Here is a 15,065-nt window from a genome sequence, read left to right on the forward strand (position 1 = left end):
GGTGCGTCTGTGGGGTACGTACCCCTTGGGGGGCCTGGCCGCACCCGGGGGTGGAACTCGGTGGGGTCCGGCCGGAATTGTTCGCCCCGGTCGTGACGCTGTCGTGGGCGGCCGGGCCGGTGTCACTGGTGTCTCAGTGTTGGACCAGGCCGCCGACCGGTACGGGGGCGACATGGCCGGTTTCCGGGACGGTCCGTGCCAGGGCGAGGCCGATGTCGACCAGCGACGAACGGCGGAGCAGGGCGACCTCGGGGATCGGGGTCCAGACCGACTCCACGGTTTGGCCGTTCGGTTCAGGGCGGAGACGGCCCCCGGTGATCCGGACCTGGTAGAAGATCCCGACGTTCTGGTGCTCGATCCCCGCACGCGCCACGGCCGCGGGGATCACCCGTGAGTCCACGCCCAACAGGCGCTCGACCACCGCGTCGCAGCCCGTCTCTTCGGCCACCTCCCGGATCACCGTGTCGAACGGGTCCTCCGCGTGCTCGACCCTGCCGCCCGGCAGGGTCCAGTTGCCCGACGCGTGGTGGGCGAGCAGTACTCGGCCGTCTTCGACGCACACGGCGTACGCCGCCAGCCGGAAACTTCCCCGCTTCGGCTCGCCCGCGACCGCCTCGGTCCCGTCACCGGTCTCTTGGTTCATCGGACCATCCTGCCCCGCTCCGGCTCGGCGTTCGCGGTCGGGTCGAGGTGGGGGTTTTGCGCGACCTTCAGCCGGGCGACTCGCCTCCTCCCCCTACGCGTCGTACTTCGTGTCCGCCGCCGGGTCCAGGGCCAGGCGGTAGCCGCGTTTGACGACCGTCTGGATGAGTTTCGGGGTGCCGAGAGACGTGCGGAGGCGGGCCATGGCGGTTTCTACGGCGTGTTCGTCTCGGCCGGCGCCGGGGAGGGCTTTGAGGAGGTCGGCTCGGGGGACGACCCAGCCGGGGCGGCGGCAGAGGGCGCGGAGGAGGGACATGCCGGCCGGGGGGACGGGGCGGAGGGCGCCGTCGACCAGGACGGCGTGGCCGCGGATCTCCACGCGGTGGCCGGCGATGGGGAGGTGGCGGGCGCGGCCGGGGAGTTCCTGGCAGAGGAGCTGGACGAGGGGGCCGAGGCGGAAGCGTTCGGGCTGGACCGTGTCCACGCCGTGGGCCTGGAGGGGGAGCGCCGTCACCGGGCCCACGCAGGCGGGGAGGACGTCGTGGTTGAGGGCGTTGAGGAGTTCCGGGAGCAGGCCCCGGTCCTCGGCGCGGGTGAGGAGGGACGCCGCGGCCGGGGCGCTGGTGAAGGTGAGGGCGTCCACGCCGCGGCCGACCGTGGCGTCGAGGAGGCGGTCCATGGGGGTGATGTCCTCGGGCGGCATCCACCGGTAGACGGGGACGCCGACGACCTCCGCTCCGGCCTCGCGCAGTGACTCCACGAAACCGGGGAGGGGTTCGCCGTGGAGCTGGACGGCGATGCGGAGGTTCTCGACGCCCTGTTCCAGCAGGCGGTCGAGCACCTCGGCCATGGACTCGGAGGACGGCGACCACTCCTCCGTGAGGCCGGCGGCCCGTACCGCGCCCTTCACCTTGGGGCCGCGGGCCAGGACCTCGACGCCGCGCAGCCGGTCGAGGAGGGCCTCGCCCAGGCCCCAGCCGTCCGCCGCCTCGATCCAGCCGCGGAAGCCGATGGCGGTGGTCGCCACCACGATGTCGGGTGCCTGGTCGAGCAGGTCCTTGGTCGCGGCGAGGAGTTCGCTGTCGTCGGAGAGCGGCACGATGCGCAGGGCGGGGGCGTGCAGGACCGCGGCGCCGCGGCGCTGGAGAAGTGCCCCCAGCTCGTCGGCCCGGCGGGCGGCGGTGACGCCCACGGTGAATCCCGCGAGCGGCCCGTGTTCCGGCTGCGCCGCCTGATCCGTCTGATCCGTCCGATCCATCAGAACCGTCCTGTCTGGTCGATCGGCTCGATCTGATCGCTCGGGTCGCTGCTGTTCGTCGTACATGGCTCTCGTCCCGCAGTCGAGTCGTTGCACTCAGTCGAAGCTCTGTGCGTGCGGGTACACCGATTGGTGCTCCCACATGCCGAACGAGCCTGTCAACGGTGCGTGACAGGCTCGGTTCGGGTTGATGTCGCTGGTGTTACGTCACACGTGTCACGGCATGGGCGATGTCACACCTCGGCATAGCTGAGCTGCGGCTTCGACTCCGTCGCGGCCGTCGTCGCTGAGGCGTTCGAGGCCGGGCGGCGAAGGTATACGGCCCAGGTCACCGCGAAGCAGAGGCCGTAGAAGGCGAGGAAGGTGACGAAGGCGCCGGTTCCGGAGCCGACCGTGAGGAAGGACTGGCGGAAGGCCAGGTTGATGCCGAGGCCGCCGACCGCGCCGACCGCGCCGATGATGCCCATGGAGGCGCCGGAGAGGCGTCGTCCGCAGGCGGCGGCCTCCTCGCCCTCCAGGCCCTTGGCGAGGGCCTTGGCCTGGAAGATGCCCGGGATCATCTTGAAGGTGGAGCCGTTGCCGAGGCCGCTGAGGACGAAGAGCGCGATGAAGGCGGTGGTGAAGAGGGGGAGCGACTTCTGCATGGAGGCGATGACGATGACCCCGGTGGCGCCGGCCATGGCGACGTAGTTCCACAGGGTGATCTTCGCGCCGCCGTACTTGTCGGCGAGCGCGCCGCCGACGGGGCGGATCAGCGAGCCGAGGAGCGGGCCGATGAAGGTGACGTACGCGGACTGCAGCGGCGTACGGCCGAACTGGGTCTGCAGGACGAGGCCGAAGGCGAAGCTGTAGCCGATGAACGAGCCGAAGGTGCCGATGTAGAGGAAGGACATGATCCAGGTGTGGGCGTCCTTGACGGCGTCCTTGGCGGCGCCGGTGTCGTTCTTCAGCGAGGCGATGTTGTCCATCTTGAGCCAGGCCAGGGCGGCGGCGATCACGATGAAGGGGATGTAGACGCCCAGCAGGACGCGCGGGCCGCCGCCCGCGCCGATGACGGCGAGGCCGATGAGCTGGACGACCGGGACGCCGATGTTGCCGCCGCCCGCGTTCAGGCCGAGCGCCCAGCCCTTCTTCCGCAGCGGGAAGAAGGCGTTGATGTTGGTCATGGAGGAGGCGAAGTTGCCGCCGCCGATGCCGGCGAGCATCGCGCAGACCAGGAACGTGTTGAACGAGGTGCCCGGCTCCATCACCAGGAACGCGGCCACCGTCGGGATGAGCAGCAGGCTCGCGGAGACGACCGTCCAGTTGCGTCCGCCGAAGAGCGCGACCGCGAAGGTGTACGGGATGCGGACGACGGCGCCGACCAGGGTGGCCATCGAGACGATGAAGAACTTGTCGGCCGGGGTGAGCCCGTACTCGGGGCCCATGAACAGCACCATCACCGACCACACGGTCCAGATGGAGAAGCCGATGTGCTCCGAGAGGACCGAGAAGAGGAGGTTGCGGCGGGCTACCTTCTCGCCGGTCTCGTTCCAGAAGGCCTCGTTCTCCGGATCCCAGTGCTCGATCCAGCGGCCTCCCCTGCTCGATGCGGGGGCAGTGCTCGGGGCTGTCATGACGCCTCCACGTTCTCCGGGCTCAGGTGTTGCGATGCGGTGATGAGGGGTGATGAGTCCCGAAGGTAGGGAGAGCGCGTTTCCTGTTCTGTGGCACCCGGTGACCGGTAAGGAACGTTGCTCTCACGACGAGGAGGGTCCGCCGGTGAGGAAGACGCCACATTGGCTGCGCTTTGACGGGGGGGGTGGGGCAGGCCTCAAATTACCCGACGGCCGTGTCCGCCCCACCCCGGACGAGAAATCCGCTCGGCGGGCTCCTCGGTCGGCGAGAGCGCCCAGCTCGTCGGCCGCGTAGAGGTTGTGGCAGGTCTGCCGGCGCGCCTTTCCGCTGGTCGTACGTGGCAGCGCGTCCCTGCGGACCACCACGACCTCGGCCCCGGTCCGGCGCAGCGCCCGACTCCGCGGATAGTTCGATGTCCTGCGGGGGGAGGCGGTGGGTGGGGGGCGGGGTGCGTGGGCGGGTGCGGGTCCGGTGGGGGTTCTCGCGCAGTTCCCCGCGCCCCTGAAAAGACCAGGCCCCTGCGGGCCTGGAAGGCCGCGGCCCTGGGGGCCTGGAGGCGGTGGGTGGGGCGCGGGGTGCGTGGGCGAGTGCAGGCCCGGTGGGGGTTCTCGCGCAGTTCCCCGCGCCCCTGAAAGACCAGGCCCCTGCGGGCCTGGAGGCGGTGGGTGAGGGGGGTCAGTTGACCAGGGAGTGTTTTCGGGGGGTGTGTTGGTGGGGGGTGGGGTGGGGGGTGGTGAGGTTGGCGCCCTCTACGTCCAGGTTGGGGAGGGCGGTGTTCAGGGGGCGGGGGAGCCACCAGGCGGAGCGGCCTAGGAGGGCCAGGATGGCTGGGACGATGGCCATGCGGACGATGAAGGCGTCCAGGAGGACGGCTACGGCGAGGCCGAAGCCGATCATCTTGACGAAGTCGTTGGCGTCGAGGATGAAGCCGGAGAAGACGCTGGCCATGATGATCGCGGCGGCGGAGACCACGCGGCCGCCGTGCCGGAAGCCGGTGACGATCGCCTGCTCGGGGCGCTCGCCGTGGACGTAGGCCTCGCGCATGCGGGTGACGAGGAAGACCTCGTAGTCCATGGCGAGGCCGAAGACCACGCCGATCATGAAGATCGGCATGGTGCTCATGATCGGTCCGGGCTGGTCGATGCCGAAGACGTCCTTGAGCCAGCCCCACTGGAAGACGGCCACGACGGCACCGAGTGCCGCGGTCACCGACAGCAGGAAGCCGAGGGCCGCCTTGAGCGGGACCAGGAGGGAGCGGAAGACCAGGACGAGCAGGATGAAGGCGAGTCCGACGACCAGGGCCAGGTACGGGACCATCGCGTCGTCGAGGGTCTGGGAGAAGTCGATGAACAGCGCGGTCTGGCCGGTGACCAGGACGGTCGCGCCGAACTTCGACTCGAACCCGGTGGCGGTGTCGCGGATGGAGTGGACGAGCTTCTCGGTGCGTTCGTCCGTCGGGCCCGTCGTGGGGATGACGTTCACCATCGCCGTGTCGCCCGCCTTGTTGACGGTGGCGGGGCTGACGGAGGCGACACCGGGCTGTTCGGCCAGATCCGCGCCGACCCGTTCGGCGGCCGTCTTCGCGTCCTTCGCCTCGACCGTGATGAGCAGCGGGCCGTTGAAGCCGGCGCCGAAGGAGTCCGACAGCATGTCGTACGCCTTGCGCTGGGTGGTGTCCTCGGCCATCGTGCCCTCGCCGGGCAGCCCCAGCTCCAGGCTCGCGGCGGGTACGGCGAGCGTGCCGAGGCCGACGACGCCGAGGAGCAGGACGGCGACCGGGCGGCGCAGCACCCAGGAGGCCCAGCGTGAGCCGAGGTTGGGCCGGGCCTTCGCGGCGCGCTTGGCGGCCTTGCGCTGCCGGCGGGCGCTGAGGGGCTTGCCGGAGTAGAGGTGGCGCTCGCGGCGGGGCAGCACCTTCACGGGGGCGTAGGCGAGGAGCGCGGGGACGAAGGTGATCGCGATGAGGACGGCGACGGCGACCGTGCCGGCCGCGGCGAGTCCCATCTTGGTGAGCATCGGGATGTCGACGACGGCGAGACCGGCGAGGGCGACGATGACGGTCAGGCCCGCGAAGACGACGGCGGAACCGGCGGTGCCGATGGCGCGTCCGGCGGCCTCCTCGCGGGAGTGGCCCTCGGCCGTCTCGGAGCGGTAACGGGAGACGATGAACAGGGCGTAGTCGATGCCGACGGCCAGGCCGATCATCAGGGCCAGCGTGGACGTCGTACTGGACAGGCCGAGGGTGCTGCCGAGCGCGGTGATGCCGCAGATGCCGACGCCGACGCCGATGACGGCGGTCAGCAGGGACATCCCGGCGGCGATCATGGAGCCGAAGGTCAGCAGCAGGACGACGGCGGAGACGAGGATGCCGAGGGACTCGGCGTTGTTCTTGGCGGCCTCCACCGCGACGGCGTCACCGCCCGCCTCGACGGTCAGTCCGCTCTTGCGGGCGTCGGCGGTGGCCTCGGTGAGGGCGTCCTTCGCCTTGTCGGTCAGTTCGGTGGCGGCGACCTCGTAGAGGACGGTCGCGTAGGCGGTGGTGCCGTCCTCGCTGACGGCGCCCGCCTGGTAGGGGTCGGCGACGCCCTTCACGAGGGGGGCGGCGGCCAGGTCGGCGAGGAGCTGCTCGACCTTGGCCTTCTGGTCGGGGTCGGAGACCTTGCCCTCGGGTGCGCGGACGACCACGCGGGCGGTGGCGCCGTCCGCGCTCGCGTCCGGGAAGCGTTCCTTGAGCAGGTCGAAGGCCTTCTGCGACTCGGTGCCCGGCATCGAGAAGGTGTCGGCGGGCGGGGCCGGGGCGGCGGAGGCGGCATAGCCGACGCCGACCAGGATCAGCAGCCACAACAGTGTCGTCCGGCCTCGCCGTCGGAAGGCGAGTCGGCCAAGTTTGTAGAGGAACGTAGCCACGGCGAAGGGGACTCCTGTCGGGTTCGCTGGGTGGGTGACGTGGGTGGGATGGCGTGGGTGGGATGGCGTGGGTGGGGTGGCGCTGAGGAACGTGGAAACTTGCCCACCGTAACAAACCGCGAGAGCGGTTTAGTCAGTTCGCCGTCCGATCGATACGGACAGTTGAACACCCAGTAAGAGAACGGGAGTTACCCGCACCGCAGCCCACCTGGCCGACAGCCTCCGAGGCCAGGGTGAGCGCGAGCGGAGGGAGACCGGCCACTTTTCGCCAATCTGGAAAACCGCGTGAGTGGTTTGTTAGCGTCCCGGCATCTTCCGCACCGCTCACCGAGACGAGAGGCCCTCGCCGTGACAACTTCCCTGGACAGACCTCGACCGGCACCGCCGGCGAGTGCCACGGCCGGCGGCGGGGCATCCCCCGTACGGGCCGAACGGACCTTCGAGCCCGCGGTGGACGGGCTGCGGGCGGTCGCCACGCTGATGGTGCTCGTCGCGCATCTCGCGCAGTGGACCGGGGCGCTCATCGACAAGACCGGCAAGCCGGGCCCCTTCGCCCCGGTGATGACCGGCTTCCTGGTGGCCATCCCGATCTTCCTGATCATCAGCGGCTATCTGCTCTACCGCCCCTGGGCCGACGCCGCGCTCGGCAGCCGCAAGGCGCCGAACACCCTGCACTACTTCTGGCACCGCGTCCTGCGGATCTTCCCGGCGTACTGGCTGTTCATGATCACCGCGCTGCTGGTGTTCAACCGCGAGCAGCTCGGCGACGGCTGGCGCACCCTGCGGCTGTTGACCGTGCAGCATGTGCAGAACTGGGCGGACCTGCGCACGGATCCGGGCATGACCAACTGGGCGCAGACCTGGAGCCTCGCCACCGAGGTGCACTACTACATCGCGCTGCCCGTTGTGGCGTTCGTGCTGCACAAGGCGCTGCGGGCGACCAAGAACCTGAAGCTCGCCGGGGCGCTGCTCACCGCGGTGATCGTCGCCGACTTCACCTGGCTGGTCGCCACCAGCCCGTCCAGTCCGCTGGGCCCGCCGTCGCTGTGGTGGCTGCGCGGCTACCTCGGGTTCCTGGCGGCCGGCATGCTGCTCGCCCTGGTCGCGGCGAAGGCGCGCACCGGGCAGCGGCTCGCCTTCGTGGAGCTCGTGCGCGGGCGGCCGTGGGCCTTCTGGGGCGCGGCGGCGGTGGCGTACGCGCTGGCGAACACCGAGTGGGCGGGCAGCATCGCGTCGATCTCGCTCACCAAGGAGGAGGCCGCGGTCAAGTACGTCTGCCACATGGTGATCGCGGTCGGGCTCGCGGCGCCGTTGCTGCTGGCGCAGGGCAGTGGGCCCGAGCGGTTGCTGGCGCGGCCGACGATCGTGTGGCTGGGGCGGAACTCCTGCGGGATCTTCCTGTGGCACCTGATCGTCATGCAGGTGACCGTCTGGTACCTGCTCGACAGTGACTTCGGGCAGCTCGGGACGGGGGCGTTCTTCGCTCTGCTGCCGTTCGTGCTGGCGTTGTCGGTGCTGGCGGGGTGGCTGTCGTACACGTTCGTGGAGATGCCGTTGCTGAAGCGGTTCCGGATTCGGTCGGCTCCGGTTGCCGTGCCGGAGCGCTCCGCTTGAGGGTGGGGGGTGTGCGTGAACGCCGGTCCCTTGGGGGCCGGCGTTCGTGTGTGTCTTCGCCTGTGAGCTCGGGGGGATCGGTTGGTTCGGCGGGTGCGGGTGGGTGGGGGCTGGTCGCGCAGTTCCCCGCGCCCCTGGGGAGAGCGGGGGCTGCGCCCCCTGCTCTCCCCAGGAAGACCCCCAGCAAGACCCCCCGGACGACCGCTTACGCCGTCTTCGGGGCCGCCCTCATGCCGATGTAGGCGTAGCGGGTGCCGTCGGGGGTGGTGGTGAAGACGACCGGCATCCAGTCCTCGGTGAAGGAGGCGCCGCCGCCGGCGCCGGCGAAGACGGTGTCGGTGAGGGGGACGAGGTCCATTTCGAGGTCCGGGGAGTAGCCGGCCATGCCGTCGACGAAGGCGTAGACGAGGTGGGGTTTGCCGTCGCGCTCGGAGACGGTGATGAGGACGCCCTCGCGCTTGTAGGTGCCGGCCCAGGGGGTGATGTCGACGGTGGGCGGCTGCTCGGCGGGGGCGAAGGGGGCGGGCATGGTGACGTCGGCGAGGTCGGCGAGGAGTTCGCGCATGAGGTCGGCGTAGAGGAGGCGGGAGCCGCCGCCGTTGGTCAGGAGCGCGACGGCCACGCCCGTGCCCGGCACCACGCGGAGGTAGGCGTACTGGCCGATGGAGGCGCCGTCGTGGCCGAAGCCGGGGACGCCGTCCCAGTCGTAGAGGGTCCAGCCGAGGCCCCAGCCGTCGGCGCTCACGGTCCACTTGTCGGGGACATCGGTCTCGCGGTGCTGCATCGCGGCGACCGAGTCGGGGCCGAGGAGCGGGGTGCCGTCGGCCGCCTTGCCCGCGTCGAGATGCAGCTTGGCGAAGCGGACCAGATCGCCGGCGGTGGCGCAGACCCGGGCGGCCGGGCCCGCGGCGCGCGGCATGAGGTCCCAGGCCGGGGCGAGCGCCTGCTCACCGTCCGGCCCGGTGAGATGCCCCATCGCCGCGCGGAACGGCAGGACCTCCTCGGGGAGCGTCATGGTGTGCGTCAGGCCGAGCGGGGTGAGCAGCCGGTCCTTGAGGGCCTGGTCCCAGGTGGTGCCGGTCAGCACCTCGACCACGCGGCCGAGCACCACGTACCCGATGCCGCTGTACGACACGGCCGTGCCCGGCGGACAGTCCATCGCCACGCCCTTGGCGGCCTCGACGTACTTGGCCAGGCTGTCGTCGCCGCGCCCGGTGTCGAGGTGGAAGTCGCAGGTCAGGCCGCTGGTGTGGGAGAGGAGCATGCGGCTGGTGATGACCTTGGTGGCCTCGGGGTCGATGGTCGCGAACTCCGGCAGGACGCTGACCACGGGGGCGTCCAGGTCGAGTTCGCCGGACTCGGCCAGCTGCATGATCAGGGCGGCCGTGTAGACCTTGGCGATCGAGCCGAGCTGGAAGACGGAGTCGGTGGTGGCCTCCACCTCGGTCTGCCGGTTGAGGACACCGCTGGCCAGCTCCTGGACCTCGTCGTCGATCACGAAGGCGAGGGTCGCGCCGGGCACGTCGTGCGTCTCCCGCAGCTCGTCGAGGCGGTGCTGCCAGTGGCCGAGGTCGATCCGGCGGCCGGTGGCGAGTTCGATGACGTCGGCGGTGGGGGCCGCGGCTTCGGCGGCGGGGGTCCCGGCCTCCGGGGCGGGGGCCGCGGTGGGCTGCGGGGCGGCCGGGGGGCGCGGTGCCTCAGCCGGGTTCGCCCTGCCGAAGGTGCCGGTCGCGCCGCCCCAGGTGCCGGAGGCGCCGTCCATCGTCCAGGTCCCGGTCAGGCCCCAGCTGTCGCTGGCCTCCCAGCTGCCGGTCGCGTTCCAGGTGCGGAGGTCGTTCCACCGCGAGCCCTGCGAGCCCTGTGCGTCCTGCGGACCCTGCGTCTTCTTCGCCATGGCGTGTCCTTCGGGGGGTGGGTGTGGTGTGCGTCGTGAGGAACACTGTACGAACTGCGCACAGTGTGCGCAAGTCCGTACGGCGTTCATTACCGGCCAATGAAAAACCGTCCACGGCCGGTACGGATCGCCGTGGACGGTTGGCCGGGAGCGCGGGCCGGGCCCGGGGTCAGCCCTGCGCGGAACTCCGGTCGAGGCGGGCCGCGAGTCCGTCGAGGACCCAGTCGAGCCCGTAGGTGAAGTTGTCCACCAGGACCTCGGACGAACGGCCGCCCCCCTGTGCGGCGTAGCGCCGGCGGAGGTGCGGATAGTCGCGGGTGGCCTGCTCGACGGCCGGCCACACCTTGCGCGTCCAGTCCTCCTGGCTCTGCCCGCTGCGGGCGAGCATCGTGAGCCAGGCGGCCTCGCTGGTGGTCATGCCCAGCACGTACGCGAAGAGGATCCGCACCACGTGGTCGGCCTGCTCCAGGTCGAAGCCCGCCTCCTCCAGCATGGCGAGCATCCCCTCCGTGAGCCGCATCGAGTTCGGCCCCAGGGAGACACCCACCTCGCCCAGCATCGGGGCGATCCAGGCGTGGCGCAAGATCGTCGAACGAACACCGTGCGCGCAACGGGCCGCCGCGGCACGCCAGTTCGCGGCGGCGTCGGGGCCGGGCACCTCCATCTCGCCGTAGACATGGTCGACGACCAGCTCGATCAGCTCGTCCTTGCTCGCCACGTACGAGTACATCGAGGTCGCGCCCGCGTTCAGCCGGGTGCCGAGGCGGCGCATGCTCAGCGCGGCGGCGCCCTCCTCATCCAGCAGCCGCACGGCCTCCGCCACGATGACATCCCTGTTCAGCACAGGCTGTTCGCGCTTCTGGCGCTGCGGGCGGGTCCACACGGACTGGATCACCCGCGCCTCGGACCGCCCTTGGGGCCGTCCTTGGGGCCGTCCTCCGGACCGCTTTTCCGGCTGCGCCTCGGGCTGCCTCTCCGGCTGCGCCTCGGGCTGCGTCTTGGACTGCTTCTCGGGCATGCGGACTCCTCCTCGTCTCGCGCATCAGCCTACCGGTCCGACGGAACGTCGTACGGGGTTGCGCACACTGTACGCGCCACGTACAGTGTTCGACTACCGGCACACCGCACAGCGAGAGCGCCGCGGCGCGAAATCGACTGGATAACAAACCGCGTTGCTGGTTTTATTGAACTCCGGAGCAGCCCCACATCTCTGTTCGAAAGGTTTCGTCATGGAAGTCGACGTCAACGCACGTCATCCGCGCCGCTGGCTGATCCTGATCGTGTTGTGCCTCAGCACGCTGGTGCTGGTCATCGACAACATGGTGCTGACGGTGGCGGTGCCGCCGATCGCCGAGGACCTGAACGCGAGCGCCCAGGACATCCAGTGGATCCTGGAGTCGTACATGCTGGTCTTCGCCGGTCTGCTGCTGACGGCGGGAAGCCTGTCGGACCGGTACGGCCGTCGCAAGGTCATGATCATCGGCCTGGCGGTCTTCGGGGTCGCTTCGGTCCTGGCCACCTGGGCCGGCAGCGCGGAGACACTGATCCTCGCCCGGGTGCTGATGGGCATCGGCGGCGCCCTGCTGATGCCGAGCACGCTGTCGATCCTCATCACCGTCTTCGACGAGGACGAGCGGCCCAAGGCGATCGGCGCGTGGAGCGCGGTGGCCATGATCGGTCTGGTCGGCGGGCCCGTCTTCGGCGGTGTGCTCATCGCCCACTTCTGGTGGGGTGCGGTCTTCCTCATCAACATCCCGATCGCCCTGCTCGCGATCGTCTCGGCGCTGGTGCTGATGCCGGAGTCCAAGGGGCCGTGGCGCAAGCCCGACCCGCTGGGCACCGTGCTGTCGGTGGTCGGGATGACCGCGCTGGTCTGGACGATCAACGAGTGGCCGAAGGACGGCCTCACCCACCCGACCACCCTGGCGGCGGCCGTCGTGAGCGTGGTGGCCCTGGTCGGTTTCGGGATCTGGGAGACCCGGATCGACTCGCCGATGATCCCCATCTCCCTGTTCAAGAACCGGGTGTTCACCGGAGCGAGCTTCTCGCTGGTCCTGCTGACGTTCGCCAACGGCGGGCTGATGCTGGTCCTCACGCAGTACCTCCAGCTGGTGATGGGCTACTCCCCCACCAAGACGGGTCTGGCCTTCATGCCGGCCGCCGTCGCCTCCCTCGTCTTCAACGGCGTCGGCGCGGCGCTGGCCAAGAAGATCGGCAACCGGGCGCTCGCCGTCAGCGGACTCCTGGTCATCGCGGCCGGGTTCGCCACGCTGTCGACGCTGTCCTCGGGGGACGGCTTCGGGACGCTGTCGGTGGCGATGACGCTGATGGGCGCGGGGGCGGGGCTGGCGATGCCGGCCGCCATCGCCGCGCTGATGAGTGCGGTGCCGCAGGAGCACGCGGGGGTGGGGTCGGCTCTCAACGACACCATTCAGCAGGCGGGGGCGGCGTTCGGTGTGGCCGTGCTGGGGGCGGTGCTGTCCAGTACGTACACCTCGCAGATGCCGGCGTCGGCGACGGAGGTGGCGCGGGAGTCCGTCGGGGGCGGGCTCGCCGAGGCCGCGCGGACGAAGGACGCGGGGCTGTTGGACTCCGTCCTGGACGCGTTCACGGGGGCGGTGTCCAGCAGCTTCACGGTCGGGGCGGCGGGGGTTGTGGGGGCGGCTGTGTTGGCGCTGTTCCTGATGAAGGGGGCGGGCAAGGGGGAGGCTCCGCCTGTGGACGCGGAGAAGGATGTGCCGGAGGTGGTGGGGGTTCGCTGACGGTGGTGTGAGGTCATGACGGCGGCGGGGCTCCTTGGGTGGTCCTTGGAGCCCCGCCGTCGGTTTTTGGGCTGTGCCTACTGGGTCGGGGGGTGCGGTTTCGTTGGCGGGTGCGGGTTGGATGGGGCTGGTCGCGCAGTTCCCCGCGCCCCTTGAAGGCGGCTGCGCCGCCATTCAATGGAGGGGGCGCGTCGTCGTCGTTTACCGGGTCGCGTTCAGGATCGACGGGAGTGCGGTCAGGAACTCGGTCGCGTCCTTTTCCGAGAGGATCAGGGGTGGGGCCAGGCGGATGACGTCCGGGGTGGCGGCGTTGAGGAGGAAACCCGCCTGTTGGGCCGTGTGTTGGACGCGGGCGGCCACGGGGTCCCGTAGGGCTATGCCCAACAGCAGGCCCTCGCCGCGGACTTCGGAGATCGAGGGGTGGGCGAGGGACTCGATGCCGGTGCGCAGGTGGTCGCCGACGTGTTTGACCTGGGCCAGCAGGCCGTCCTTCTCGATCGTGTCCAGGACCGCGAGGGCCGCCGCGCAGACGACCGGGTTGCCGCTGAACGTGGAGCCGTGGGAGCCGGGGATGAGCAGGTCGGCCGCGCGGCCGTGGGCCAGGGTCGCGCCGATGGGCAGTCCGCCGCCGAGGCCCTTGGCCAGCGTGGTCACATCCGCCTCGACGCCCTCGGCCTGCGCCGCGAACCAGTGGCCGGTACGGCCGATGCCGGTCTGCACCTCGTCCAGGACCAGCAGGGTGCCGGTGGCCTCGGTGATCTCCCGGGCCGCCCGCAGATAGCCGGGGGGCGGGGTCACCACTCCGTTCTCGCCCTGGATGGGTTCCAGCACCAGCAGCGCGGTGTCCTCGGTGACCGTCGCTCGCAGGGCGTCCGTGTCGCCGTACGGGACGAAGTCGACCGGGCCCGGGAGGGGGGCGAACGGGGCGCGCTTGGCGGGCTGGCCGGTCAGGGACAGGGCGCCCATCGTGCGGCCGTGGAAGCCGCCGAGCGTGGCGACCATGTGCGAACGGCCCGTCAGGCGGCCGATCTTGAACGCGGCCTCGTTGGCCTCGGCGCCGGAGTTGGAGAAGTACACCCGGCCCGCGCGGCCGGACAGCGCCAGCAGGCGTTCCGCCAGGGCGATGGTCGGTTCGGCCATGAAGAAGTTGGAGATGTGGCCGAGGGACGCCGCCTGTTCGGTCAGGGCCCGCAGGATCGCGGGGTGCGCGTGGCCGAGGGAGTTGACGGCGATGCCGGCCAGGAGGTCCAGGTACTCGTTGCCGTCCGTGTCCCACACCCGGGTGCCCGCGCCGCGCGCCAACGACAGGCGGGGGGTGCCGAAGTTGTCCATCAGGGCGCCCTGCCAGCGGCGGGTGAGGTCCCCGGGGCCGTTCGTATCGCCGCTCATGCGACTGCCTCCCGTCGGATCGTGGAGCGGGTCTCGTCCGGCACGACCATCGTGCCGATGCCCTCGTTGGTGAAGATCTCCAGCAGGATGGAGTGCTTGACGCGGCCGTCGATGACGCGGGCGGTGCGCACCCCGTTGCTGACGGCGTGCAGACAGCCCTCCATCTTGGGGATCATGCCGCTGGCCAGGCCGGGCAGCAGATCGCGCAGTTCGCTCGCGCTGAGCCTCGGGATGACCTCCTCGCTGTGCGGCCAGTCGGCGTAGAGGCCCTCGACGTCGGTGAGGATGAGCAGCATCTCGGCGCCGAGCGCGGCGGCCAGGGCGGCGGCGGCCGTGTCCGCGTTGACGTTGAAGACCCCGCCGCCGGCCGCGTCCTTGGCGTCGGAGCTGCGGGCGATGGAGGAGATGACGGGGATGCGCCCGTTGTCGATGAGGGCCTGGACCACGCCGGCGTCGACGGTGGCGACCTCGCCGACCCGGCCGATGTCGACGGGTTCGCCGTCGACGTCGGCGTAGCACTTCACGGCGGTCATCAGCCGGGCGTCCTCGCCGGTCATCCCGACGGCGTGCGGCCCGTGCTCGTTGAGCAACCCGACGAGTTCGCGCTGCACCTGGCCGGCGAGGACCATGCGGACGACGTCCATGGTCTCGTCGGTGGTGACCCGCAGACCGCCGGTGAAGTGGGACTTCAGGCCGAGGCGTTCGAGCTGGGCGCTGATCTGCGGGCCGCCGCCGTGCACCACGACGGGGTTCAGGCCGGCGTGCCGCAGGAACAGGATGTCCTGGGCGAAGGCCGCCTTGAGGGCCTGGTCGACCATGGCGTTGCCGCCGAACTTGATGACGATGGTCTTGCCCTGGTGGCGGGCCATCCACGGCAGTGCCTCGACGAGCGCGTGGGCCTTGGGCAGCGCCTTCTGTCTGCGGTCGGCGGCCAGGCCGGTGGGGGTCAGATGGTCGTCGGGTCCGGCGTCGGTGCCGGTTT

At 70.8% G+C, this 15,065-nt stretch carries 10 protein-coding genes; 2 read left to right on the top strand and 8 right to left on the bottom strand.

Annotated elements, in window-relative coordinates; all coding sequences use genetic code 11:
- Positions 1-133: 133 nt before the first annotated feature.
- From ACZ7MG_RS29755 to ACZ7MG_RS29770, 4 genes are all read right to left on the bottom strand, one after another.
- Entirely contained in the window at positions 134-643 is a 510-nt protein-coding gene (locus ACZ7MG_RS29755; protein ID WP_471393094.1) for an NUDIX hydrolase, read from the bottom strand.
- Between the two features lie 93 nt (positions 644-736).
- On the bottom strand, positions 737-1,900 hold the full coding sequence (locus tag ACZ7MG_RS29760) for a uroporphyrinogen-III synthase (RefSeq protein ID WP_471393091.1): 1,164 nt from the start codon (positions 1,898-1,900) through the stop codon (positions 737-739).
- 233 nt (positions 1,901-2,133) lie between these two features.
- On the bottom strand, positions 2,134-3,516 hold the full coding sequence (locus ACZ7MG_RS29765; RefSeq protein WP_471393088.1) for a nitrate/nitrite transporter: 1,383 nt from the start codon (positions 3,514-3,516) through the stop codon (positions 2,134-2,136).
- A gap of 676 nt (positions 3,517-4,192) precedes the next feature.
- Entirely contained in the window at positions 4,193-6,424 is a 2,232-nt protein-coding gene (locus tag ACZ7MG_RS29770; RefSeq protein ID WP_471393085.1) for an MMPL family transporter, read from the bottom strand.
- A gap of 348 nt (positions 6,425-6,772) precedes the next feature.
- Between ACZ7MG_RS29770 and ACZ7MG_RS29775 the strand changes: the two genes are divergently transcribed.
- Positions 6,773-8,038 carry an acyltransferase family protein gene (locus tag ACZ7MG_RS29775; RefSeq protein ID WP_471393082.1) on the top strand — a complete coding sequence of 422 codons (1,266 nt, stop codon included), beginning with the start codon at positions 6,773-6,775 and terminating at the stop codon, positions 8,036-8,038.
- A gap of 205 nt (positions 8,039-8,243) precedes the next feature.
- Here ACZ7MG_RS29775 and ACZ7MG_RS29780 read toward each other — a convergent pair whose 3' ends face one another.
- Together ACZ7MG_RS29780 and ACZ7MG_RS29785 are read right to left on the bottom strand one after the other, a co-directional pair.
- Positions 8,244-9,932: a serine hydrolase domain-containing protein gene (locus ACZ7MG_RS29780; protein WP_471393080.1), complete on the bottom strand. Its 1,689-nt coding sequence runs from the start codon at positions 9,930-9,932 to the stop codon at positions 8,244-8,246.
- Positions 9,933-10,101: 169 nt separating this feature from the next.
- Positions 10,102-10,950, bottom strand: coding sequence for a TetR/AcrR family transcriptional regulator (locus tag ACZ7MG_RS29785; protein WP_471393077.1), 849 nt, complete (start codon positions 10,948-10,950; stop codon positions 10,102-10,104).
- A 211-nt stretch (positions 10,951-11,161) separates the two neighbouring features.
- Here ACZ7MG_RS29785 and ACZ7MG_RS29790 point away from each other — a divergent pair, with 211 nt between their 5' ends.
- Entirely contained in the window at positions 11,162-12,694 is a 1,533-nt protein-coding gene (locus ACZ7MG_RS29790; RefSeq protein WP_471393074.1) for an MFS transporter, read from the top strand.
- 201 nt (positions 12,695-12,895) lie between these two features.
- Here the strand turns inward: ACZ7MG_RS29790 and ACZ7MG_RS29795 are convergent, their stop codons facing one another.
- Positions 12,896-14,083: an acetylornithine transaminase gene (locus ACZ7MG_RS29795; RefSeq protein WP_471393071.1), complete on the bottom strand. Its 1,188-nt coding sequence runs from the start codon at positions 14,081-14,083 to the stop codon at positions 12,896-12,898.
- Positions 14,080-15,033 (bottom strand): acetylglutamate kinase, encoded by a 954-nt coding sequence (gene argB, locus ACZ7MG_RS29800; protein ID WP_471393376.1) that lies wholly within the window; start codon positions 15,031-15,033, stop codon positions 14,080-14,082. The genes ACZ7MG_RS29795 and argB overlap by 4 nt, the downstream gene beginning before the upstream one ends.
- Positions 15,034-15,065: the final 32 nt, after the last annotated feature.

Source organism: Streptomyces sp. NPDC107538 (assembly GCF_055657445.1).

Coding starts and splice junctions, on each gene's coding strand:
- ACZ7MG_RS29795 (WP_471393071.1), bottom strand. CDS start 14,083: ATGAGCGGCGATACGAACGGCCCCGGGGACCTCACCCGCCGCTGGCAG.
- ACZ7MG_RS29765 (WP_471393088.1), bottom strand. CDS start 3,516: ATGACAGCCCCGAGCACTGCCCCCGCATCGAGCAGGGGAGGCCGCTGG.
- ACZ7MG_RS29780 (WP_471393080.1), bottom strand. CDS start 9,932: ATGGCGAAGAAGACGCAGGGTCCGCAGGACGCACAGGGCTCGCAGGGC.
- ACZ7MG_RS29760 (WP_471393091.1), bottom strand. CDS start 1,900: ATGGATCGGACGGATCAGACGGATCAGGCGGCGCAGCCGGAACACGGG.
- ACZ7MG_RS29755 (WP_471393094.1), bottom strand. CDS start 643: ATGAACCAAGAGACCGGTGACGGGACCGAGGCGGTCGCGGGCGAGCCG.
- ACZ7MG_RS29785 (WP_471393077.1), bottom strand. CDS start 10,950: ATGCCCGAGAAGCAGTCCAAGACGCAGCCCGAGGCGCAGCCGGAGAGG.
- ACZ7MG_RS29790 (WP_471393074.1), top strand. CDS start 11,162: ATGGAAGTCGACGTCAACGCACGTCATCCGCGCCGCTGGCTGATCCTG.